Annotated in this window: 17 protein-coding genes; 2 read left to right on the plus strand and 15 right to left on the minus strand. The window is 65.1% G+C overall.

What is annotated here, in order from left to right; all coding sequences use genetic code 11:
- Positions 1-58 precede the first annotated feature (58 nt).
- The 8 genes from EA187_RS18240 to ppx all read right to left on the minus strand — a co-directional run bounded on the left by EA187_RS18240 (position 59) and on the right by ppx (position 11,459).
- Positions 59-1,060, minus strand: a complete 1,002-nt coding sequence (locus EA187_RS18240) for a hypothetical protein (RefSeq protein ID WP_115607329.1) — start codon at positions 1,058-1,060, stop codon at positions 59-61.
- 116 nt (positions 1,061-1,176) lie between these two features.
- On the minus strand, positions 1,177-2,097 hold the full coding sequence (locus tag EA187_RS18245) for a hypothetical protein (protein ID WP_127781188.1): 921 nt from the start codon (positions 2,095-2,097) through the stop codon (positions 1,177-1,179).
- A 282-nt stretch (positions 2,098-2,379) separates the two neighbouring features.
- On the minus strand, positions 2,380-3,255 hold the full coding sequence (locus tag EA187_RS18250) for a Kazal-type serine protease inhibitor domain-containing protein (RefSeq protein WP_164856388.1): 876 nt from the start codon (positions 3,253-3,255) through the stop codon (positions 2,380-2,382).
- Positions 3,256-3,705: 450 nt separating this feature from the next.
- Positions 3,706-4,446 carry a Kazal-type serine protease inhibitor family protein gene (locus tag EA187_RS18255; protein ID WP_127781190.1) on the minus strand — a complete coding sequence of 247 codons (741 nt, stop codon included), beginning with the start codon at positions 4,444-4,446 and terminating at the stop codon, positions 3,706-3,708.
- 336 nt (positions 4,447-4,782) lie between these two features.
- Positions 4,783-5,502, minus strand: coding sequence for a Kazal-type serine protease inhibitor family protein (locus EA187_RS18260; protein WP_127781191.1), 720 nt, complete (start codon positions 5,500-5,502; stop codon positions 4,783-4,785).
- Between the two features lie 224 nt (positions 5,503-5,726).
- Complete coding sequence (locus EA187_RS18265; RefSeq protein WP_127781192.1) at positions 5,727-8,708, minus strand: TonB-dependent receptor domain-containing protein; 2,982 nt, start codon at positions 8,706-8,708, stop codon at positions 5,727-5,729.
- A 3-nt stretch (positions 8,709-8,711) separates the two neighbouring features.
- Positions 8,712-9,776, minus strand: coding sequence for a hypothetical protein (locus EA187_RS18270; RefSeq protein ID WP_127781193.1), 1,065 nt, complete (start codon positions 9,774-9,776; stop codon positions 8,712-8,714).
- 189 nt (positions 9,777-9,965) lie between these two features.
- Positions 9,966-11,459 (minus strand): exopolyphosphatase, encoded by a 1,494-nt coding sequence (ppx, locus tag EA187_RS18275; RefSeq protein WP_127781194.1) that lies wholly within the window; start codon positions 11,457-11,459, stop codon positions 9,966-9,968.
- A gap of 175 nt (positions 11,460-11,634) precedes the next feature.
- Between ppx and msrA the strand changes: the two genes are divergently transcribed.
- Entirely contained in the window at positions 11,635-12,363 is a 729-nt protein-coding gene (msrA, locus tag EA187_RS18280) for a peptide-methionine (S)-S-oxide reductase MsrA (protein WP_127781195.1), read from the plus strand.
- A gap of 60 nt (positions 12,364-12,423) precedes the next feature.
- On the opposite strand, the gene EA187_RS18285 is transcribed toward msrA, so the two are convergent.
- A complete protein-coding gene (locus EA187_RS18285; RefSeq protein ID WP_127781196.1) occupies positions 12,424-13,791 on the minus strand; it encodes a class I SAM-dependent RNA methyltransferase in 1,368 nt (455 codons plus the stop codon).
- A 630-nt stretch (positions 13,792-14,421) separates the two neighbouring features.
- Positions 14,422-16,176, minus strand: a complete 1,755-nt coding sequence (locus tag EA187_RS18290; RefSeq protein WP_164856389.1) for an ABC1 kinase family protein — start codon at positions 16,174-16,176, stop codon at positions 14,422-14,424.
- Positions 16,177-16,681: 505 nt separating this feature from the next.
- Here EA187_RS18290 and EA187_RS18295 point away from each other — a divergent pair.
- Complete coding sequence (locus tag EA187_RS18295) at positions 16,682-17,638, plus strand: hypothetical protein (RefSeq protein WP_127781198.1); 957 nt, start codon at positions 16,682-16,684, stop codon at positions 17,636-17,638.
- Between the two features lie 44 nt (positions 17,639-17,682).
- Here the strand turns inward: EA187_RS18295 and EA187_RS18300 are convergent, their stop codons facing one another.
- The 5 genes from EA187_RS18300 to EA187_RS18320 form a co-directional block, all read right to left on the minus strand.
- Positions 17,683-18,432 (minus strand): energy transducer TonB, encoded by a 750-nt coding sequence (locus EA187_RS18300; RefSeq protein ID WP_127781199.1) that lies wholly within the window; start codon positions 18,430-18,432, stop codon positions 17,683-17,685.
- Between the two features lie 7 nt (positions 18,433-18,439).
- Entirely contained in the window at positions 18,440-18,835 is a 396-nt protein-coding gene (locus tag EA187_RS18305; protein WP_164856390.1) for an ExbD/TolR family protein, read from the minus strand.
- Positions 18,825-19,463, minus strand: coding sequence for a MotA/TolQ/ExbB proton channel family protein (locus EA187_RS18310; RefSeq protein WP_164856391.1), 639 nt, complete (start codon positions 19,461-19,463; stop codon positions 18,825-18,827). The genes EA187_RS18305 and EA187_RS18310 overlap by 11 nt, the downstream gene beginning before the upstream one ends.
- A 255-nt stretch (positions 19,464-19,718) precedes the next feature.
- Positions 19,719-20,681, minus strand: coding sequence for a sulfurtransferase (locus EA187_RS18315; protein WP_164856392.1), 963 nt, complete (start codon positions 20,679-20,681; stop codon positions 19,719-19,721).
- Positions 20,682-20,895: 214 nt separating this feature from the next.
- On the minus strand, positions 20,896-21,852 hold the full coding sequence (locus EA187_RS18320; protein ID WP_164856393.1) for a sulfurtransferase: 957 nt from the start codon (positions 21,850-21,852) through the stop codon (positions 20,896-20,898).
- Positions 21,853-22,123: the final 271 nt, after the last annotated feature.

Here is a 22,123-nt window from a genome sequence, read left to right on the forward strand (position 1 = left end):
CCTTAATACGCCTCATGCCCCCCGAGCGTGGAGCCTCCCGAGGTCCCGGCGACTCGATTCAGTGCAGCACGATCTCTCGCCGCGCCCGAAACGCGGCCAGCCCCAGCGCTCCGAGCAGGAAGGGAAGGCTCGGGCCGCCCGTCAAAGGTGCCTGAGCGCAGCCGCCCTCCTCATCAAGGCTGCCTTCGCTCGGCTCATCGACCCGCTCGCCATCAGTGGTATCACCACCGCCGGGGGTATCGGGGGTACCGGGGGTGGGCGCTTCACACTCAAGCACCACGTCTTCATCGCCGGCGACGGCCTGAAACTCTTCCCCGGGCAAGAAGGCGGCGACCATGACGTTGACCTCCCCGCCCTCCACGCCGCCGTTGACGCCGGTGCCTTCGCTCTCGCAGCCGGTGTACACGCGGTCAAAGCCACGCCCCACCCAGCTTGAGCCCGGCACGCGCTCCTCGCCAACGGTGCTCAGCGGCGACCAGCGCTCCCCGTCGACGCGGGTCTCAAAAAAGAGGGCGTCGGCCCAGGGCTCGGCCTCCGCGCTCAGCTCCACCTCGACCTCCACCCAGCTCGCGCCGATCTCGATGCTGCACGCATCGTCGACCGCGACCTGAAGATCGCCCGTCTGAGGCTCCGAGAGGCGCAGGGTGCCGAGCGTGGTGGGCAGCGGCGCCTCATCCACCACGTTAAAGACAAACTCCGGGAGCTCCGAAAAGTCGCACTCCGGGCCGGGATCCAGGCGGTAGCTCTGCCCCGGCTCCAGCTCCCCGTTGAAGTAGACGTAAAACCAGCGCTCGTCACGACCGGGCAGCGCCACCGACTGAATGGCGATGGGCACCTCTTCGCCACTCGTAGCGTTAAAGAGCTGCATGTTGGTCGGGGCCGTTCCATCGTAGCTGGCCGCGTAGATGCCCGCGCTGATGTTGGCAGGCACGGTGGCACCGGCCAGCGAAAAGCCCTGCTCCCCTCCCGGGCAGACCACCGAACAGGCCCAGGCCGCCCCGCCCACAAGCATCATCCCCGTGCCGATCATCGAGGCACACATCACCACGCGTTTTCGCATCGTCACACTCCCTGCTTCAAGCCATCTGTCTCGGGTGAGAAGTCATCGGCGCCGACGCTACCTGATCTCCCCCCCGAACTTCAACGCAGATGCTCAGCGCGCAGGCACGAGCCCTTTCAGTTCAGCCCGACGAGCGCCTCGCCATCGAAGCAGCAGAAGTCGCAATGGGCCGAAAACGCCTCCCCGCAACGGGTGCAGATCTTGCGGCGCGGCCCGAACCCGGTGGGCGGCAGCGCGGTGAGGCGCACGTTGAGCTCGGGCAGCATCAGGGTACCGTCGACCGGGCAGCGCACCTGCCCCATCGCCCCGTAGCGCCCGCAACGCCGGCAGCGAAGCAGCGGGACGGTGGGCATCACCCCGGCCATCTCGACGCTCTCCAGGGGCACCAGCGCCTCGTCGTCGTGGGGGCAGCGCGTCTGATCGGGCGGCCCCTCGTAGCCGCAGGTGCGACAGACCCGAAACGTGGCCTGGGCGGCTCTCCCCACGAGCTCATCGCTGAGCACCAGGCCATCGTGCGGGCAATAGCGCGCGTCGGTCTCATAGCGTCGCCCGCAGCGCGCGCAGGCGCGCTGCGGGCCTTGCGGCGAGTCCACCGCCGCAACCCTGAGCGCGCATCCATCGTAGGGGCAGCGCTCCATGAGCGCAGGAAACGTGCGTCCGCAGCCGGGGCATTCGCGCGTATGAGGCGTCGGCTCGCCAGTGGCCAGAAGCTCCTGGAGGTTTTCTTTGAGCGCGGCGCGGGTGGCCTCACCCGAGGTGGCCGCGCCCCCGCCCTCCAGACGCGCCGACGGGGCATGATGAGGCGCCGGCGAACCTTCGAGCTGAAGGGTGCGCGCCACGTCCAGAGCGGTCGCCGAGGAGGCATCAGGCGTCGAGGGCCCCGCCGCAGCGCGCGCGCGACGCCGAAGCCAGATACCCGTCATCACCAGCAGCACCGCCGCCGCGGCCAGAAGCCACGCTGAAGCCGAGCTCGGAGCCCCCCCCGCTGCCGGTAGTGTCGCGACCACCGCGCATTGCCTGGTACGCCATGCGTTCATCGTTGCGTCCGATCGTAGGATGACCACCCGAGAGCCTTCTCTCGAATATAACAACGTCAGCGGCGCAGGGAAAAAGTCGTCGGGAGCTCTCCACCCCCCGGGAGCACACTCGCATGCCACAGGGCGTCGGCTCCCGGGCATCGCCGGAGGACCAGGATCCGAAGGCAGGTCTGTGGGACTGCGTGGACGAAAAAAACGCCGGCGCTCCGATCGGAGCGCCGGCGTGAGGGCGTTCGCAGCGTGTTTAAAGGGCCTGAGACGCGCTCAGGCTGCTCGCCAGCTTTAGAGAGTCAAGCCACCGCCCGAGGCCAGGCAGCTATCCAGCGCCTCGGTCTGCTCCCAGCCGCATTTGCCATCAAAGCAGCCGCAGCTGGTGTACTCCTGATCATAACAGGCGTACTCCGGCAGGTACTCACAGGTGGTGATCAGATCGTCGGTGATCGATCCGCAGAGCTGACCGGAGCAACCGCCCACTTTACAGTCGAGAGCGCTGCGACACTCCGGCTTCTCGGCACGGCACTCACCCTCGTAGGCCACAGCCACACCGGCGCAGCCGGCCTCACAGCTGTTGCCGTAGGTCTGACCGTCTTCACCGCAGACCGGATCGTAGATCTGAGGACAGAAACACCCCTCAGACCGGCACTCACCCTCGTAGGCCACACCCACATCGGCGCAGCCGGCCTCACAGCTGTTGCCGTAGGTCTGACCGTCTTCACCACAGACCGGATCGTAGATTCGAGGGCAATAACATCCCTCGGGCTCACACTCACCCTCGTAGGCCACACCCACATCGGCGCAGCCGGCCTCGCAGCTGTTGCCGTAGGTCTGACCGTCTTCACCACAGACCGGATCGTAGACCTGAGGGCAATAGCACCCCTCGGGCTCACACTCCCCCTCATAGGCGACCGGAACACCGGCACAGCTGGCCTTGCAGCTGTTCCCGTAGGTCTGACCATCTTTGCCGCAGACCGGAGCAACCACCGCCGGGCACATGCAGCGATCCCCGAGATCAATGACCTCCTTCAGCGAGTCTCCGCCCAGCGCCCCCTGGGAGGCGGCGGGCTCTTCGGTTTCGGTGCTTCCACACCCCACCGCCACCGCCGCCACCAACGCCCCCATGACCAGCGAGCCACACCATGACTTCCACATCATTCGCATCGTCTCTCCTTTATCCATTCACAAAAACCGATAAAGACGCCCCCCGGGGCAGGCGTCCAACGCCGTGAGCGAGCATTCCCTTGCAGTGCCCCCCCTCGCCAGAGAGACGCGCCCGCAGACGCGTGCTGCACACGGGCGCCGGGGGCTCGGGCTGACGTCGGTCGTTGCGCCCTCACTCGCTGCGCCGACGTCGTTGTGCCCGGGCCCCTCGCGTCCCTGGCGATGGGGTGCCCTGCAAGGGCCCCTGGTCGCTCAAAGTGGGTAGACTATAACCGTGCCCCTCATCGATGTGAGGTGTCGCATTGTTAAGCATGGTGTGTAGATGTTGCGCGAGAGCGGTGCATCCCCTCAGCGGGGCCACACAAAAAAAGCGGCGCCCCTCTCGGAGCGCCGCTTTTCGTCATACGCGTCGTTCGCAACCTCAGCGGGGCGAATTGCCCTCAGCACATCTTAAAACCCGCCACACGCCCCTTCGTAAGCCACGGCCACATCGACGCAGGCCGCCTGGCAGGAGTTGCCGTAGGTGTGGCCATCTTCGCCGCAGACCGGCGCGTGAATCATCGGGCAGATGCAGTCCGCAGGAGGGAGCCGTCGGCAGGCGCCTTCATAGGCGATATCGACCCCGGCGCAGCCGGCTTTGCAGCCGTTGGAATAGGTCTGACCATCGGCACCACACACCGGCCTATACTCTTCGGTGCAGACGCAGTCGCCCGGGCCGTCATCGCGGCACTCGCCATCGTAGGCGACCGCCACATCGACGCAGGCCGCATGGCAGGAGTTGCCGTAGGTGGTGCCATCTTCGCCACAGACCGGCGCATGAATCATCGGGCAGATGCAGTGGGCCGGAGGCGTCTCCCCGGGCGGAGGCTCCGCCGGATACGCGTCCTCGTCGATGTCTTCATTCTCATAATAATCCTCGGGCTGCTCACCGGGCGGAGGCTCCGCCGGATACGCGTCCTCGTCGATGTCTTCATTCTCATAATAATCCTCGGGCTGCTCACCGGGCGGAGGCTCGTCGGCCGGCGACTCCCCATTCGGATCGGGGTTGTCGATATGATCGTTCTCCACCGCCCCCTGAGCGCTGGCCGCGTCGTCGGGGACGACCTCGCCGCCACAGCCCACAAGAGCCATCATCAGCAGCGCGCATAACGCGCCTCGAAGTCCAAATCCATGCATCATTTTAGTCATCATGTTGACCTCCCTGGTCAGTTATCGGTTGATGTTGCGAACGTCCCATCCATCAAAGCAATGCCTGTGCCAGACACGCGACACCTGTTGGATCGTCAGTAAACGCGCCATCTAAGGCCCATCACACCGATCGCGCGCGTCCCTCACTCCCTCAAAATTTCGGCATCGAACCACAGCGCGCGCTCAAAGATCTGTGAAACAAAACGAAACGCCGACCCTGTCCGGCCCGCACCGCCTGAGGACGCGCTGCGGCGCCTTCGCGATGAACGCATCGGATCAACGCATAAAAAAAGGCCCCCCTTCTCGGGGAGCCTCCTCTACGACGAGCTGACCTCAGACTCAGTCTTCCTGACCGGGCTGCGCCTGGCCACACGGACCTTCAGCGGCCACCGAGACCTCGGCGCACTCCGCCAGACAGACGTTGGCGTAGGTTTCCCCGTCCACCCCACAGACCGGCCGGAAGATGCGCGGGCATGCGCAGACCTTCTCGCTCGGCTCCTCTTCGCTCGTGGCCTCGCACTCACCTTCCGAGGCCACAGTCACCTCGGCGCACTCCGCCAGGCAGGCGTTGGCGTACGTCTCGCCATTCTCACCGCAGACCGGCGCAAAGATGCGCGGGCACGCGCAGACCTTCTCGCTCGGCTTCTCGCACTCACCCTCCGAGGCCACGTCCACTTCGGCGCACTCCGCCAGACAGGCGTTGGCATAGGTCTCACCATCTTCGCCACAGACCGGCGCGAAGATTCGCGGGCACATGCAAACCTCCTTACGATTCTGCTCGCACTCACCTTCGTAGGCCACCGCGACCTCCATGCAGGCCGCCTGGCAGGCATTACTGAAGGTGGTGCCATCCTCACCGCAGACCGGCATGTAGTTCATCGGGCAGATGCAGTCTTCCGGCGGCGTCTTCGGAGTGGAGGCATCCTGCTCCGGCGAGCTGGCCTGCTCGGAGGTGGAGGTGGGCTCGGACGTGTTTTTGTGGGCGCACCCGGCCAGCAGCGCAACCAGCAGCGCGCACATCGCGAGGTAGACTCCAGCGTGGTGTTTGAATGTCGTCATAAGGATCTTCCTGCCTGTGAAGGGGTTGGGTCAGGGCGTTCATCTCGAACACTCTAACAGAAGCGGCATCGAGCCCGGGTGCTATCCGCTCCCGAGAACTGAGACGGCTCGCGCGAGGAAATAGTCATCGCAAAAGATTGAAACACGCCAGCACCCCGCCCGGGCGCGCGCTCCACGCTCTATGACATGGAACGCGATGCCGCGGCCCGCATTTAGCCAAAAACTCAGAAACGGGCCATCACCCCGAAGGTGGGCAAAATCGGCAACCCCGTCAGCGGCTCGGAGTCGGTGTAGTCGTAGTTGTAGCGGGTGCCCTCTTCATTCTTCGCGTTGTAGACGTTGGTGACATCCAGGAACACCGCCAGGGTCCAGGTATCGAAGACAAAGCGACGATCCAGGCGCAGATCAAGCTGGTGGAAGGTCTTCGAGCGCACCGAGTTAGGCTCCCCGTAGCGGGGTCGGTAGCTGTCGCTATCCGCATCGAAGGACGCGCCGATCACCGGCGTCTGAGGGTTGCCGGTGACCACCCGGAAACGCGCCGAAAGATCGAGGTTCCAGGGCAAATTATACCCGGCGACCATCGTCAGAATATGGGTCTGGTCAAAGCTGTACGGGTCCCACTCCCCGGTGCGCAGGTTAAGCCGCTCCGACTTCGAAAGGGTGTAGCTCAGCCACCCGAAGAACTTGTCTTTGGGATAATGACGCAGCAAGAGCTCCACGCCGTAGGAGCGCCCCTGACCCTCGTTTTCGTAGATCAACGGCTCCGACTCCCCGGTCTGCTCGTTGATGGTCTGCGCCGGGGTGTCATTCACCAGATCGAAGGCGTCCCGATAATAAAGCGTCGCGTCTACCTCCAGATGGGCGCGAGGCTGCCACTCGGCCCCCACCGCGTAATGCATCGCCTTCTCGAAGGTCAGATCGGGGTTGCCAAAGTCCTCTTCGGTCTGCCCCGGAATCGGCGGCTGAGTAAAGAGTCCGACCCCACCTTTGAGCACCACCGCCTTGTTGATCTCAAAGCGCGAGGAGAAGCGCGGCGAGATCGAAACGGCGTTGACGGGCCCGAAATAGTCGGCGCGCACGCCGGGGGTGAGCGTCCAGCGATCAAAAGCCTTGTACTGCGCCTCGGCATAGACTGCCGGAAGGATCTCGGGGGTCGAGCGCGAGCCCACAAGCCCATCACTTCCGATATTCGGCGCGTCGCCCTGCCCGTCAGGCGACACACCGTCGTCCGGGGAGCTATCAAAGGCGGGCACCGCGTAGGAGTACACGACGTTGGAGAGTTGCGCGTCCACACCGGTACGCAGGCGCAGGTTCTCGGAGAGCTTCCAGCGCAGATCGTTGCGGATCGCCGACTGGTAATAGTCCAGGTCGAAGAAGATGTCTTCGCCAGCCTCCAGCGCCACGGTGTTCAGACCAAAGGAGGTCATCAGGGTGTTCTCAATCGCCCCGCCCTCGGGCTTCCACTCCCAGCGAATCTGCCCGCGGTGAAAGGAGTTGCCAAAGCCCGCGTCGCGAATCTGGATGTTCTGATCCCCCTGCGGCTCCCCATCGGGAAGAATCACATCGATCTGGTCATCGGAGCCGTAGACGAAGAACTCCACCTTATGGGCGCCGCTCTCGCTGCGGTAAGTCACCCAGCTCTGGTAGTCGAAGTAGCGCGGTGCGACGACCGTATCGATCTCCAGCGCCCGCAACACCGTGGGCAAGAAGAAGTCGTAGTAGCTTCGGCGACCGGCCAGCGCAAAACTCCACCGCTCGTTGATCGGCCCCTCCACGATCGCGGAGGTGTCGAGCAGATCGACCTCGACCATGCCATGAAAACGATCGTTACGCGGCGAACGCGTGCGCAGGTCGATCACCCCGGCGGTGGCCCGGCCGTAGTAGGTGGAGAAGTTGCCCGGATAAAAGTCGATCGCCTCAACCATCTCGGTGTTGATGACCGCCGGGCCGCCAAAGAAGTGATACACCAGCGGGATGGAGTCACCCTCCAAAAAGATCTTGGTGTCGTTGGGCGACGAGCCGCGCACAATGATCTGGCCGCTGATGAACTGCGCCCGCGCCACACCGGGGAGGTTCTGCACGACGCGCACCACGTCGCCACCGGTCCCCGGGATGCGTCGTACTTCATCGAGTTCAATGGTCTGGCGGTTGACCTCCTGACGCTGGCGTCGCGTCACGGTGCGGCCACGAAACGTCCCCTCATCGTCGGCGGGCACATAGTAATTACCGCTGGTCACCTCTCCGGCGGCCACCTCCACCTCGAAGGTCGAGGTGACATATCCCGAGGAGGCCGCCCGCAGGATGTACTGACCGGGCTCTACTCCGGCAAAACCAAAGCGCCCACCACCTTCACTGAAGCCCTGGCGAACCTCCTGCTGGGTCTGCGCGTCGAGCAGCTGCAACTCCGCCCCGGCCAGCGGAGCGCGCGAGCCCGCCTCGCGGATCTCGCCAATGACGTTGTCCTGAGCGCGGGGCACCCGATACTCGACCTCGACCAGCTGACCGGCCAGAAGCTCAATGTCGGTCTCAAAATCGAGGTAGGCATCGACCTGCAAGAAGACCTGGTACTCACCCGGAGGCACGTTGCCAAAGTAGAAGCTGCCATCGGCCTCACTGAGCGCGCTGGCCTCGGGTTTGGGCTCATAGTCATCGCCGGTGTAGACGATGCGCACCTCAGCCCCCTCAATGCCCTCGCCACTCTCCGGGTCGAGCACCACGCCGGTAAACTCCGCCGGCAAGATCGGCAGGCTAAAGCGCACCGTGAAGTTCAACGACACCGGGATCGGCTCCCCGTTGAGGCGAGCCGGCTCAAACTTAAACTGGCGCGCGGCCTCGGCGGCCGCTTCATCCAGGCCGTACCCAAGGCCCTCCACCACCTCGACCTTCGAGACATCGCCGGCGGTGTTGATGGTCAGCTCCAGGATCACCGCGCCTTCCACCCGCGCGTCAACCGCCTCATCGGTGTAGTCCGCCGCAACCTCGCGCAGGAGCTGCGGAGGTTGAAGCTCTCCGCGGGCGGTGCGTTGTGTGGGCGGAGGCGCCGGCGCCTCTTCGGGCGCCTCGCCAGGCGCGCCCCCCTCCTCTTGAGGCGCCTCCGACGGCGCCTCCCCGGTTGGAGGCTGTTGAGCCAGAAGGGTCGCCGGCGTCATCGCAACCATCGAGAGCGCCAGCACCCACATCATCCATCGCGTTTTCATCAGCATCATCCTTTACTCCACCACCAGCAGGCGCCGCTCAATAAAGTCCACCCCCAGGCGCGCGTCGCGCACCACCGACCACAGGCGCACCCCGCAGCCCTCGGCCTCGGGCTCCTGGCACTCCACTTCGGCCTGGCTCGACGAGACCACCAGCGTGGTGATCGGCGCCTCCTCCAGCGTGGTATCCGGCAGCACAAAAAGTCGGCGAGAGCCGTCGAGGGTGCCGGAGGTCGTGAAGTAGCGGAACACAAAGGCTTCCTGCCGTGCCGGCGGGGCCTCCTCGGCCCCCTCAGGGATCGGGGGCTGGTAGGTTTCCACGCTCTCGGGGCTTACCACCGCGCGCAGCTCCATCGTGATACCGCTGGCCACACGAAGATCCGCGTCTTCGGGGATGGCCACCCACTGGTCGTCATGCGCCGCATCGGCCGCCACCTCCCAGCCCGCCCGATCGCGCAGCTCCGAGAGATCGCCCGGCTCCTCAGGCCGCACCTCCAACGCCATCATCACCGGGTTGGTGTTCGGGTTCTCCCCTCCGGTCGAGAGCGTGAGCGACTTCGAGGAGACGATCGATTCGCCACCGGCCGACACCTCCAGACGCACCGAGATCTCATAGCCCCGGCTGCAGTCGGTCACCGGCAAGAAGCGCGCGAGCTCCGGATCGTCGAAACGCTCGGCGATCGCCTCCTGAATCGCCTCGCAGAACCCCAGCACCTGGGCTTCGGTGAAGGGGTTCTCAAAAACCACCTCCGCCTCAGTCCCCAGCTCAAAGTCGACGCCCTGCACCCCCAGCTCCGCCAGCTCCTCATCGCCGATGGGGCAGGTATAGCCGTCGGCCGCCGAGCTCTCCAGCGGACACCACGACCAGGCGTAGCTCACCTGCTGGCCCTCCGGCGCATACACCGCCGCCGAGAGCGTGGTCTGCCCCTGACCGGCCACCACCACCGGATCGGCCTTGATCGCCATCAGCCGCAGCTTGTCGATCTTCCAGTAGGGCGCAAACTCCCGGCCGCAGCCCGAGAGCACCATCGCCACAAGGAGCAGCCCTGACAGGAGCGCTCCACGCCAACTGCCTCTCATCCCAACCTCACGCAATAAACCATCATCATCACCAGACACTTTTGCAGGCCTTTCACGCTGCCCGGGCAAGTGTGTGCGCCCGGCGCCCGAGGTCAAAGCCTCGCAGGTGAAAAGTTCTTCTCCAGCCCCCCATCTATCGCAGCCCGGCGGCGATCGTGCAAACCACGCCGCCGAGGCCTCTCCAAAGACCTAATGGATCTTTAGCCGAATGCGCGCCGCCTCCAGCCGCTCGGCCTCCTCGCGCAGCACCGCGCGGGTCAGCGGCATCTCCCGCAACCAGCCCTTCGGAAAGCTCAACACCAGCACTCGCCCCTGCACCTCGGCCTGAATCTCGGGAACGGCCTGATCGACACGGCTGCGGTTGAGCAGCACCGCCAGGCGCAGAAGCACCGCCAGACGCCTGCCCGCTCGCGGAAGTTTACCGGCCATGCCGTCAAAACGATGCGGCTTAAACTCCCGGCGGTGCGTGCGGACCAGCGCCCAGAGCATATGCTGATCCTGACGTGAAAACCCGGGCATATCCGAGTTTTCTACCAGATACGAGCCATGCTTATGGTAGCGCGCATGCGCGATCGCCAGCCCGATCTCATGCAACTTCGCCGACCACCCCAGCACCGTGGCCAGGTAGGGATCGTCGATCTTCCAGCCCGTGGCGACCTGCTCCCATAAGGCCAGCGCGGTGGCCTCCACCCGCGCGGCATGCGGCATGTCCACCCCGTAGCGCGCGCAGAGGGTGGCCACGGTCTGCTCGCGAATATCCTCTCGCCTTAAACGCCCCGCAAGGTCGACCATCAAGCCCTCACGCAGCGCGCCGTCGCTGGGGACCATCCGCTCGATCTGAAGGATCTCAAAGGCGGCGCTCAAGATCGCCACGCCTCCGGCAAACACCGGAGCGCGGTCCTCGCTCACCCCGGGGAGTTGATCGGGCCTGGCCTCCCCATCTTTGATCAGCCGTCGCCGCAACCTCTGAAGCCCACGCGTGGTGATGGCGCCGCGGCTCCAGCCCTTCTCGTCGAGCACCTGGGCCACCGCCTTATTGGTCCCCGAAGAGCCCACCACCTCGCTCCACCCCACCTGGCGGTAGCGCGTGGCCAGCATCTCCACTTCCTGCTTGGCGGCCAGAATCGCCTCGGCCATCGCCGCCTCGCTGACCTTGCCGTCGGGAAAGTAGCGCCGCGTCCACTCCACACACCCCATATACTTCGACTCGCGCTCCAGGGGCTCGAAGCCCTGGCCGATCACAAACTCGGTGCTGCCCCCGCCGATATCGATGACCAGACGATGCCCCGGGCCCGGCTCCATGGCGTGGGCCACGCCCTGGTAGACCAGACGAGCCTCCTCCAGACCACTGATGATCTCGACGGGCACCCCGCCCAGCGCCTCCTGAATCTCTTCCATAAAGGCGCGGGGATCGCGGGTCTTACGCAGGGTGTTGGTGCCCACCGCGCGAATATCGCCGGGATCGATGCCCTGAAGACGCTCCCCGAAGCGGCGCAAACATCCCAGCGCCCGGGCGCGGGCCTCGGTGCTCAGGGTCTTATCGTCGCGCAGACCCGCTGCCAGGCGCACCATCTCTTTGAGACGGTCGACGACCTGAAGCTGGCCATCCTGCTTACGCGCGATCACCATATGAAAGGAGTTCGACCCCAGGTCGATCGCCGCGATCATCCGCTCTGCTCTCATAGGACTCCCATCGAAGTTCGATGTTCTCGCCAGACCCACTCGCCATAGCGCAACCGGTGTTCAGTCTCAGGGTAGCGCGCCGCTCGCTGCGACGCATCCATGATGCGCGTCCGCGCGCTACCCCCAGCTCGAGAATGGTCATGGTCCCCCACACTCTCACATTCATGAGGTCCTGATGTCTCGCCAACTCCTCCCGACCGCACTGCTTACCCTGGTCCTGCTCTTCGCCGGGCTGCTCATCGGCTGCCAGCCCTCCGAGGCCAACCGAAACGGCGACGTGGCCCAGACCGAGCAACCCGGTGCCTCCTCCGACACCCGGGCCCAGGCCGGGGCGCGCCCGGGCGGCACCGAGCTCTCCACCCCCGACCTTGAGAGCGAGGGGCTGGCACGGGCGACCTTCGCCGGGGGCTGCTTCTGGTGCATGGAGCCCCCCTTTGAGCGCCTTGAGGGCGTCGTCTCGGTGACCTCCGGCTACACCGATGGCCCCGAAGAAGCGCCTACCTACAACGAGGTCTCCTCAGGTCAGACCGGCCACACCGAGGCCGTGGAGATCCTCTACAACCCCGACGTGGTCAGCTACGACGAGCTGCTCACCGTCTTCTGGCGCGCCCACGATCCGACCGACCTCGGGGGGCAGTTCGCCGACCGCGGCTCGCAGTACCGCCCGGGCATCTACACCCACACCGAGCTGCAACGCGAGCAGGCCGAGGCCTCCAAAGCGGCGCTCGAAGCCGAGGGGCCTTTTGATAAGCCCATCGTCACGCCGATTAAGCCCGCCCAGCCCTTCTGGATCGCCGAGGCGTACCACCAGGATTATTACAAAACGAACCCCACGCCCTATCAGCGCTACTACCAGGGAAGCGGCCGAAAGGGCTTCTTAGAGCGCACCTGGTCGGCCGACTGAACTCGCCATATCAGCCCCCCTGGCACCGGCTCCTTATAAGCATTCGGCGAGTTCAAAAAATCAGGCCCTCTCAAAACGCCCCAGAAGCTCCACATGGGTGGTCTGCGGGAGCATGTCATGGGCCTGAAGCTCGACAAGGTGCCAGCCTCCCTGCTCAAGTGCGTCGGCATCACGGACAAAGCTCGCGACGTCGCAGCTCATGTAGACGAGCATCTTCGCGCCCAGCGAGGCCGGTTTGCTCAACACCTCGCGCATCGGGCGAGAGAGCCCCTTTCGCGGCGGGTTGATCAGAATCGCCTCCGGCCGGGCCAGCACGCCCTCATCGGGGCAGGCCGCGCGCCAGTTTGCCGAGCCCAGGTCCACCACGCGGTAGCGCGCCGTCACGCCGGCGCGCGCCGCATTCTGGCGCGCGCTCTCGATGGCCGAGGCCACGCTTTCCGCGCCAAAAAGATGCACGTTGGTGCGCCCCACCGCCGCGTTGAGCCCCAGCCCGCCGATGCCGCAGTAGAGATCCCAGATCACCTGCGCTCCCTCCACCCAGCGCGCGGCCTGACGATACATCGCCGAGGCCACCTCCACGTTGAGCTGCGCAAAGGCCCCCGGGTCGATGGCCAGCTCCACCTCCCCGTAACGCTCGATCAGCTGGCACTCCCCGGCCAGGGTACCGGAGGCGTCGACGCGGATGGCGTTGGTGTCGCGATCGTTGACCGTCAACGCCACACCCTGCACCCCCTCAATGGCCATGATCGCCTCGGTGGCCGCGCCAAGCCAGGCGGCCTGTGGCTCGCGCACCACAAGCTCGACCACCACCGACTCGCCAGCCCCCGGCAGCCCGGCAGCCCGCACCGAGATCCAGCGCAGCCCCTGCTCCTCATCGCCCACCGGCACATTCAGCGCGCCCAGGCGCACCTCCAGCTCCGCCTGCACCCTGGAGAGCATCGGACGCACCACCTGACAGCCCGACATCGCCGCCACATCCTGACTGCGCGGGGCATACGAGCCCAGCAAGAGTCGCCCGGCGCGGCGAGTGACCACGAAGTTGGAGCGGTTGCGATACCCGAGTTGTTGCGGGGCCTCGTGCCAGCTCCAGCGAAGCCGGCGTTCGCCGAGCAGCTCGGTGACGCGATCCTGTAAGATCTGCGCTCGGAGTGGGGCGCGCACATGCATCCCCGGACATCCCCCACAGCGACCCCGCACCGGGCCGGCGTGCGCGCATACCGGCTGCTCAAACCCCTCCCCGCGCGCGTGTACCCGGGCCACACGCGCAAAATCGCGGGGATGGTGCTGGCTCGACGCCACGACCTCCAGATCCACCCGGTCGCCTGGCACCACGCCCGGCGCCAGCACGCGCCGGCCCTCATGGTCGACCCACCCCTCAAAGTTCGCGTCGATCCCCGCGATCACCACGTCGTCGATCGTCTTGCTCATGCCCTGCTCACTCGCTCGTACGGCTTCGGGCCCGCGCTCACGGCCGGCCCCTCGACTTCTCGTACTCGCCATATCAGCGTCGGCGTTTTGGAGCAAAGCGCAGAAAACGCCGCCCGGGCCTCGGTCGACTCCCAACGCTCAAAACACCTGCGCGAGCGACGCGATGGTCGCGTTTCAGCTTAAAACGCCAGAGCGACCGTCGACTTCGCGTTTTGGATTTCCAAAACACGCGATCGACCGTCGACTTCGCGTTTTAGGTTTCCAAAACGCGTGATCGGCGCTCGATCTCATGTTTTGGGCCGGGACATCGCCAGAGCGACCGTCGACTTCGCGTTTTGGGTTTCCAAAACGCGTGATCGGCGCTCGATCTCATGTTCTGGGCCGGGGCATCGCCAGAGCGACCGTCGACTTCGCGTTTTGGGTTTCCAAAACGCGTGATCGGCGCTCGATCTCATGTGTTTGGGCTAAGACATCGCCAGAGCGACCGTCGACTTCGCGTTTTGGGGCTTTCAACACTCGCAAAAACTCGTCAGCGGCCCTCGTTTGTATGCTTCTGGCGAGCGCGTCGCGTGGTCGACCGTGGACATCACCCTTTGAGTTCCCAAAACACGCGTTCGCCCCCCGCGCACCTCAGTCTCGCCGCATCAGCCGCATCAGCGGCCCCAGGCGCAGTTTCTTACCCTTGCGACTGGCCGCCACATGCCAGCCCAGCGACCACCAGAAGAGCGTCGTGGCCGAGAGCGCCGCCAGAAGCCCCACGATCAGGAGCACCGACACCCCGAAGATCTCCCGGTCAAAGGGGCGCAAGAGCATCGCCGCCACCACCGCCAGCCCCGAGGCAATCACCCCTAAGAAGAGACGCGTGCCCAGGGTGTTGAGCACCTCCCCGAGCTGGTCGAGCGACTCGTTGCGCACCGTCACTGTGAGGTTGCCCCCCTCCAGATCCATCAGCACCTGGTCGAGCTGCTGGGGCACCTTGGTCACAAAGCTCGAGACCCCGACCGCCGCGCTCAGCGCGGACTGCGCGAGCTTTTTGGCCGAATATTTCTTCAGCGCCAGATCGCGGGCGTAGGGAAGCCCGATGGCCATCACGTCCATATCCGGCTTAAGCCGGCGCATGATGCCCTCGATGGTGGCCGCCGTCTTCACCAGCACCGCGTAGTTGGGGTTGAGGCGAATGCGGTGGTACTGCGCCGCGTCCATCACCTCCTGGATGAACTGGCTCACATCAAAATCACCGACGGTGGCGCTGATGTACTTATCGCGCACCCGCTCCACATCGGTGCGAAACTCCCGCAGGTTCACACGCCCCACCGGATCGCCCATCTCCAGGAGGGCGCGGGCGATCGCGTCGACATCGCCGGTGAGCACGTTGAGAATCAGCCCGATCAGGTCGTCCTGCTGGCGGGCGGAGAGGCGCCCCACAAGCCCGAAATCGATAAAGATCAGCGAGCCATCCTCGCGCACCATGATGTTGCCCGGGTGCGGATCGCCATGAAAAAACCCGTCGTAGAGCACCATCTTGACCATGGCATCGAGCAGGTTGTGCAGCACCGTCTCCGCCAGCTCGCTGCCCCCCTCGATGCTGGAGAGTTTGCCGGCCTGCACAAACTCCATGGTCATGACTTCAGCGCGGGTCAGCTCGTCGTAGACAAAAGGCACGCTGACGGCGTCGACGTCCGCGAAGTTTTTGCCGAACTCCTGCACATTTCTGGCCTCCTGGCGAAAGTCCAGCTCGGCCAGGATCGCGCGCTCAAACTCCTGGACAATGGCCGTCGGCGAGTAGAGCTCGATCTCCTCGACGGTCGCCTCCAGAAAGCGGGCCAGGTAGTAGAGGAGGTCGAGATCGGCGCGAATCTGCTCGCCAATGCCCAGGCGCTGCACCTTGACGACCACCTTTGTGCCATCATGGAGGGTGGCGCGGTGAACCTGCCCGATGCTCGCTGCGGCCAGAGGCCTCTCTTCAAAGCTCGCGTAGGCATCTTCGAGCGTCATGCCCAGACTGGACTCCACCTGCCGGCGGATCGTCTCCATGGGCATCGGGCTGACCGCGTCCTGAAGTTTGCGCAGCTCGTCGAGGAACTCCTTTGGCACGAGGTCGGGGCGCGTGGAGAGCACCTGCCCGAGTTTGACAAAGGTCGGCCCCAGATCTTCGAGCACGCGCCGAAAACGCACCGCCGCCTCCGAGCGATCCGGTCCGATCAGCGCCTCCACGCCCTCCTCGCCCTCAAAACCCTCGCTCTCCTGGCGCAGCCCCCCGTCGCCCACAAACCTGCCCAGCCCGGCGCGCCGCGCCACCGCCGAGAACCCGTGCCGGGTGAGCACACTGGAGATGGTACGCAGGCGCTTGATGTCCTGAACCGCCGCTCTGACTGGTGATGCCATCGTGCCTACTCCCACACTGACGTTTTCAACCGGCAACCTCCCCGGCACCCTAGCAACAACTTCCCACGACGACCACATGGGCAGCGCCGCACCCAACCACCACATGTTCAGACAATGCGCCCCCCCAGGCACCCACACGAACCTCCCCACACCGCGTACCCCAACCACAAAGCGAACCCCCGGCCGCCCACACGAACCTCCCCACACCGCGTACCCCCCAACGCCCTCAACCACCCAACCACTCAACCACCTGACCACAAAACGCGCCCCACCCCACGCCCACACGAACCTCCCCACACCGCGTACCCCCCAACCACAAAGCGAACCCCCGGCCGCCCACACGAACCTCCCCACACCGCGTACCCCCAACGCCCCTACAACCAGTTACACCCCCGATTGACATCTTTTGAAGGGATGCCGAGAATGCCGGGCCGATCTGGAGCCACCCTTAAACGAGCTCCCGGCAACGCCCCTGGCACCCCCTTAAGGCCACCCCCCATCGCCTATGCGACTCTCACTTGCGCGCCCCGACCAGGCCCCGCGCCTCAGCCAGTTTTACCGCTCGATTCACGGTCCGGAGTTCGCCCACCAGGAGCTCTTCAAGGCCGAGACGCTGGCGCAGCTGCTTAACGATGGCGAGATCGCCATTGTGGTCGCGACTCATGAGCGTGAACTTCTGGGCTGCGGGCTTGCCTTTGTGCGCAGCTGGAACCAGTCCCTGGAGATCAGCACCTTAAGCGTGGCCGCCCATCCCAGGCGCGGGGAGATCGCGAAGGCGCTTTTTGAGGCCCTGCGCCGGCTGGGGATTAAGTCGTACGGGATCGCGTTTTTTCGGGCCTCCACCGAGTCGAGTTTTCGCCGCGGTCGCGACATGGGCGCAACCTGCTGGGGCTACCGACCGGCACCCGGCTCCCAGGATATCGACCAGGCCGAACTCTTGATGGGCTTTATCAACCCCGCAGGCCAGCATCGCCGCGCGGAGCCCCCGCATAACGCGCTGACCTCGACGCCCTTTGCCATGCGCATCATCGATCTTCTCGAAGAGGCGGAGCGCAACGTGCCCTACCCCAAAAGTTTTCCGGTGGGCTGCCCGCGGGGCACGGGTGCGCCGGTGATCTCCGGGCGCATCTGGCCGACCTACCACTCCCGCGGAAACTACATCTACATCGAGAACGCCGCCGGCGCCTTCCCCGTCGAGATCATCAAAGAGTTCACCGAGAAGGTGCGTAAAAAAGGCGTGCGTGATGTTCGCCTGACCCTGCCGGTTAACCACGAGCAGGCCTACCACGAGCTCTGCGCCATCGGCTTTCGCACGGTGGCCTACCTGCCGGGATGGTATCTGCGCGGCCCCAACCGCTTTGACTGCGTGGAGCTCGTCTTCGGTGCGCCCCCGGTCAACCACGCCCCCACCACCTTTGTGGAGCGTGCGGTGGCCAAGATCCACCGCGATCTTCGCGCCTGAGCCTCGGCCCCCTCGCCGCGGCCAGCGCCCGACGTGGCGCAGGCTTATTCGAGCAAAAATTTCACGGGCACGACGAGCTCAAACTCATCGATCACCGCGTCTTCGGGAAGTCCCGCATAGGGCTCGGCGGCCTCCACCATGCGCAGTACTTCCTTATCGAGGAGGTTGTTACCGCTGGAGCGCAACAGCCGAGGAGGCTGCGCCAGCGTGCCATCGCGGCGGATGATGATGCGCACCACCGCTTCGCCCTCCACGCCCATGCGCCGGGCCATGCGCGGGTAGCGCTTCTCGGCCTCCAGCGCGCCGGTGATGCGGGACTCGTAGGCGCCCCAATCCACCGGATCGACCAGGGGAGCCGGCGGCTCAGCGGGCACCGGATCGGGAGTGGGCTCATCGACCACAGGCGTCTCTTCCACAGGCTCTGTGGCCTCGGGGTCCACGTCGGTCGGCGCCTCCAGACTCACCGGCGCATCCTCGGGTGGCGGCACGATCTCGGGCTCGGGCTCGGGCACCACCACCTCCGAGCTGGCCACCTTCGGCGCCTCCACCTGCTTGCGCGGCGGTGGTTTGACGGGCTCCGGCGGCGGCTCGGGCACCACCTCGGGTTCGGGCAGCGGCTCGGGCTCCACCGGTTCGGCCACCGGCTCGGGCGCTTTTAAAGTGAGCGTGATCGGCTCTGGATCGACCTCTTCGGCGGAGTCAAAGCTCAGCGGCAGCGCAAAAAGCCCCAGATGCAGCGCCAGCACCACGCCCAGCGGCCTGCCCCACCCCACCCTTTGCGAAGGTTCGTTCATCGCGCGCTCAGTCGGCCTTGCGCGTGGCGATCGACACGGACTCAAAGCCGGCCTTCGACGCCTCATCAAAGACAAACACAGCTTCTTCGAGCGCCACCTTGCTGTCGCCGACGAGCACGAGCACCTCGAAGCTCTCGCGGCTCTTCAGCAGCGCCTGACCCAGCCCCTCGCGGGTCACCGGGGCATCGCCCAGCAGCATCGTGCCATCGGCCTTCAACGTAAGCGTCTGCGCCTCTGGGGAGGCCGCGCTCGTCGAGTCGGCCTGAGGAAGCACCACCCCCATCTCGCGCACCCGATCGAAGTTCGCCGCCAGCACCACGAAGATCAGCAGAATGAAAACCACATCGATCAGCGCCGAGACGTTGATCGTGGGCGACTCCCGCTCAAAACTCTCAAACTGCATCGGCGGCCTCACGCACCAGCGTGGGGACCGGGCGCTTCTGGCCGGGCTCGGTCTGGGGCAGGGGGAGGGCGGTGAGCACCTGCGAGATCGCATCGCTTAAGGTCAGCCGAAAGCCGTCGGTGCGCGCGTTCAGGAAGGTGTAGGCGGCAAGGGAGGGCACGGCCACCATCAGACCGGCGGCCGTGGTCAGAAGCGCCTTCCAGATGCCCGAGGCCAGGAGCTGGGCGTCGACCATCGCCGCGCCGGCGCCCTGCAGGCCGATGAAAAGTTCCACCATCCCTACCACCGTGCCCAGAAGCCCCAGGAGCGGAGCGACCTGCGCGATGAACGAGAGGGCGCCGACGTGTTTTTCCAGACGCTGCAATTCCAGGCTGCCGCAGCGCGCGGCTTCGGCTTCCACGCGATCCGGGCGGCGCTCAAAGGTGTCCAGCATCGCGTCGATCACGCGCCCCACCGGGTGCACGCTGCCCCGGGCACGCTCGCGCGCCCCGGACACATCCCCCTCGTCGATGGCCTCAAGCACGCCGCCCAGCCACTGCAACTGGCTTAAGCGTTGCGCCCGAAACTCCAGCGCTTTTTTGACAAAAATGGCCACCATCAACGCCGAACAGGCGTAGATCGGGGCCATCGCCCATCCCCCATTTGTCATCAATTCGCCAAGCGTCATCGCTGCTCTCATCGCGTCGGTGGACGTCAAACCACGTTCCTTCCATAGCGTAATCACTCCACCCTAACAATGAAAATCAGTTTCAATTTCAGATCTTTTCGGTTTTTTCCGGTGACTTAGCCCTCAGAACGCCCCTAAACCCGTCAGCCGGCGCCCTCATCGGCAGATCACCGCCCGAATGTTCCCCGGCGATCGCCCTCCCCCCCTGCTATGAGCTTAAGGTGCCCGCACCGGCCGATCGCTCTGCCGGGTCCACTCCCACATCGAGGCGTCGTAGTTGGCGACCTGCCCGTAGCCGAGCGCCCGCAGCACCGAATACACAAAGCCGGAACGAATGCCGCCGGTACAGTACGCGATCACCTCATCCGTGCGCTCGATCCCGCGCGCTTTGAGCATCGCCTCAATCGCCCGACGAGACTTCAGCTTCCGCCCCTCAAAGAGCTCTTCCCACCAGAGATGCTGCGCCCCCGGGATGTGCCCGGCGCGCGACTCCCCGTACTTGACCTTGCCGCCGTACTCCTCGGCCTCGCGCGTATCGAGCAGCGCCACATCGTCACGGGAGAGCGCCGCCTGAACCTCGGCCGTTGTGGCCCGGTAGGCCTCGCGCCGTCGCACCTCGAAATGTCCGGCGCTGCGGTCGGCCTGCGCTCCGGATTCGAGCTCGTGGCCGGCTCCCTCCCAGGCCTGGATGCCCCCCCAGAGCACATACACACGCTCATGCCCCAGATACTCCAAAGTCCAATGCAACCTCCCCTCCTCACCCCAGGTCCCCGGCCCGCGCCAGCCTCCGTAGACCACCACCGGCCGCCCATTCGACACCCCGGCCTCGCGCAGCCGCACTTCCAGATGTGCATCGCCCGCCAACGCCCCCTGCTGCTCCCCGCTCACAAGGGTCGTCCACGGCACATTCGCCGCCCCCGGAAGATGGCCCCGGCGAAAATCCGACGCCTCCCGCGCGTCCAGCACCGCCGCCCCCTCGGCGATCAGCGTGCGGGCGCGTTCCACATCGACGAAAACCTCAACGGCCTGCTCCCCGAAGCCCGAGAGGTCCCCGCGGGGGGCCGATTCCTGCGCCTGCACCGGGCAGATCGCTCCGCTTGCGCAGAGTATCCATGCCCCCATGAGAAGCGTTGCCAGCGCCCCGCCCACACCTCGAAATCTTCCGTATTGTGTCGCCAAAACCGCTCCTTCTACCTTCAACCTTCGCGCTTCCCTCATGGACGCTCGTCAGCAGGGTGCGCCATGATCGCATCACTCTGCTCACTCTGAACGTCGCAACATCCCGAACAAAAAAAACGCGCCGCCTTAACGTAGGACGTCTCAGCGGCGCGCTTTATTTGATCTTCATACGCCGTGCGCGGCTCACCGGGAGCCACAAACCGGGCGCTGAGCCTTAGTCGCGCTCTTCCACCACCTTCACGGTGTCTTCGTCACGCGACCACTCCCACCACGACCCGTCGTAGTTCCTGGGCTCGGGGTAGTCCAGGTACTTGAGTACCGCGTAAAAGAACCCGCTGCGCACGCCGCTCTGGCAGTAGGGAATGGCCAGCGTGCCATCCACAATGCCCAGCGCTTCGAGCTCGGCGCGGATCTCATCGGCCGGGCGCAGCGTGCCGTCTTCCGACAACACGTTCTCCCAGTGGTAGTGCACGGCTTCGGGGATGTGACCGCCGTAGTCGTTGTTGCGGAGGTTCTCGCCAAACCACTCCTCGATGGTGCGCGTGTCCACCAGGCGAATCGTCTCATCCTCAATCGCGGCCTCAACCTCCTCGAGCGTGGCGCGGCGCTGGGGCTGCAGCTCCACGGTGAAGTCGCCCGCCTCCGACGCATTCACCCCGGCCTCAATCGCGTCAAAGCGCGCCTGCGTCCACTGATCAAAGCCCCCGTCGAGCAGGTAGACCTTGTCGTGGCCCAGGTACTCCAGCGTCCAGAAGACGCGGCCCGAGGCCGACTCCGAGCTTCCGCCACCGCCGTAAATCAGCACCGGCTGATCGTCGTTGATGCCGTGCTTGCGCGCTTCATTCTGCAGAAATTCAGAATCGTCGTGAATGATGCCGTTGAACTCCGGCTTCGCAAAGACCTTCCAATCGATGTTGATCGCGCCGGGCACATGCCCGGTGGCGTAGGTGGTGTCCTGGCGAGTATCGAGCACCAGCGCGCCCTGGCGACGCAAGAACTCAAACTCCTCGGCGCTGACAAAAACCTCCGCCTCACAGGTCCCCGTCTCTTCGGAGCAACGCTCAGGCGTCTCCAACTGCGCGGCGTCCTGACCACAGCCCACCGAGAATGCCATCGCCGCTGCCACGGCCCACATCGACCACTGACCTGCTGCTCTCGTCGCTTCGCTCATGCTCATCGCTCACCCTTCCTGCGTCAAAAAGGCCCGACTACGCGTCGGACGTCAGTTTTATACAATCCCTATCCGCAAACTAGGATTTACGAACACGACAAAACATAGCGGCGAGGTATGATTTATTCAACCCCGACGCGCCACTGGAAATATGCAAGTAAGATCAACGACTTAATGCGGATCTCAGCGACCACCATCGAAAATATTCACCTCGCCACGCAACTTTCTCCGCCGGCGCTCGACAATAAGAGGGTGACCCTGACCCGAACCG

Origin of the sequence: Lujinxingia sediminis (assembly GCF_004005565.1) — a bacterium.
Lineage (GTDB): Bacteria > Myxococcota_A > Bradymonadia > Bradymonadales > Bradymonadaceae > Lujinxingia > Lujinxingia sediminis.

What these genes read in the sequence shown, in the direction of transcription:
- EA187_RS18260 (WP_127781191.1), bottom strand. Translation starts at nt 5,502, where the DNA reads ATGACGACATTCAAACACCACGCTGGAGTCTACCTCGCGATGTGCGCG.
- EA187_RS18265 (WP_127781192.1), bottom strand. Translation starts at nt 8,708, where the DNA reads ATGATGCTGATGAAAACGCGATGGATGATGTGGGTGCTGGCGCTCTCG.
- msrA (WP_127781195.1), top strand. Translation starts at nt 11,635, where the DNA reads ATGTCTCGCCAACTCCTCCCGACCGCACTGCTTACCCTGGTCCTGCTC.
- EA187_RS18285 (WP_127781196.1), bottom strand. Translation starts at nt 13,791, where the DNA reads ATGAGCAAGACGATCGACGACGTGGTGATCGCGGGGATCGACGCGAAC.
- EA187_RS18240 (WP_115607329.1), bottom strand. Translation starts at nt 1,060, where the DNA reads ATGCGAAAACGCGTGGTGATGTGTGCCTCGATGATCGGCACGGGGATG.
- EA187_RS18255 (WP_127781190.1), bottom strand. Translation starts at nt 4,446, where the DNA reads ATGATGACTAAAATGATGCATGGATTTGGACTTCGAGGCGCGTTATGC.
- EA187_RS18305 (WP_164856390.1), bottom strand. Translation starts at nt 18,835, where the DNA reads ATGCAGTTTGAGAGTTTTGAGCGGGAGTCGCCCACGATCAACGTCTCG.
- EA187_RS18300 (WP_127781199.1), bottom strand. Translation starts at nt 18,432, where the DNA reads ATGAACGAACCTTCGCAAAGGGTGGGGTGGGGCAGGCCGCTGGGCGTG.
- EA187_RS18250 (WP_164856388.1), bottom strand. Translation starts at nt 3,255, where the DNA reads ATGCGAATGATGTGGAAGTCATGGTGTGGCTCGCTGGTCATGGGGGCG.
- EA187_RS18290 (WP_164856389.1), bottom strand. Translation starts at nt 16,176, where the DNA reads ATGGCATCACCAGTCAGAGCGGCGGTTCAGGACATCAAGCGCCTGCGT.
- ppx (WP_127781194.1), bottom strand. Translation starts at nt 11,459, where the DNA reads ATGAGAGCAGAGCGGATGATCGCGGCGATCGACCTGGGGTCGAACTCC.
- EA187_RS18245 (WP_127781188.1), bottom strand. Translation starts at nt 2,097, where the DNA reads ATGAACGCATGGCGTACCAGGCAATGCGCGGTGGTCGCGACACTACCG.
- EA187_RS18310 (WP_164856391.1), bottom strand. Translation starts at nt 19,463, where the DNA reads ATGGCCCCGATCTACGCCTGTTCGGCGTTGATGGTGGCCATTTTTGTC.
- EA187_RS18320 (WP_164856393.1), bottom strand. Translation starts at nt 21,852, where the DNA reads ATGAGCGAAGCGACGAGAGCAGCAGGTCAGTGGTCGATGTGGGCCGTG.
- EA187_RS18270 (WP_127781193.1), bottom strand. Translation starts at nt 9,776, where the DNA reads ATGAGAGGCAGTTGGCGTGGAGCGCTCCTGTCAGGGCTGCTCCTTGTG.
- EA187_RS18295 (WP_127781198.1), top strand. Translation starts at nt 16,682, where the DNA reads ATGCGACTCTCACTTGCGCGCCCCGACCAGGCCCCGCGCCTCAGCCAG.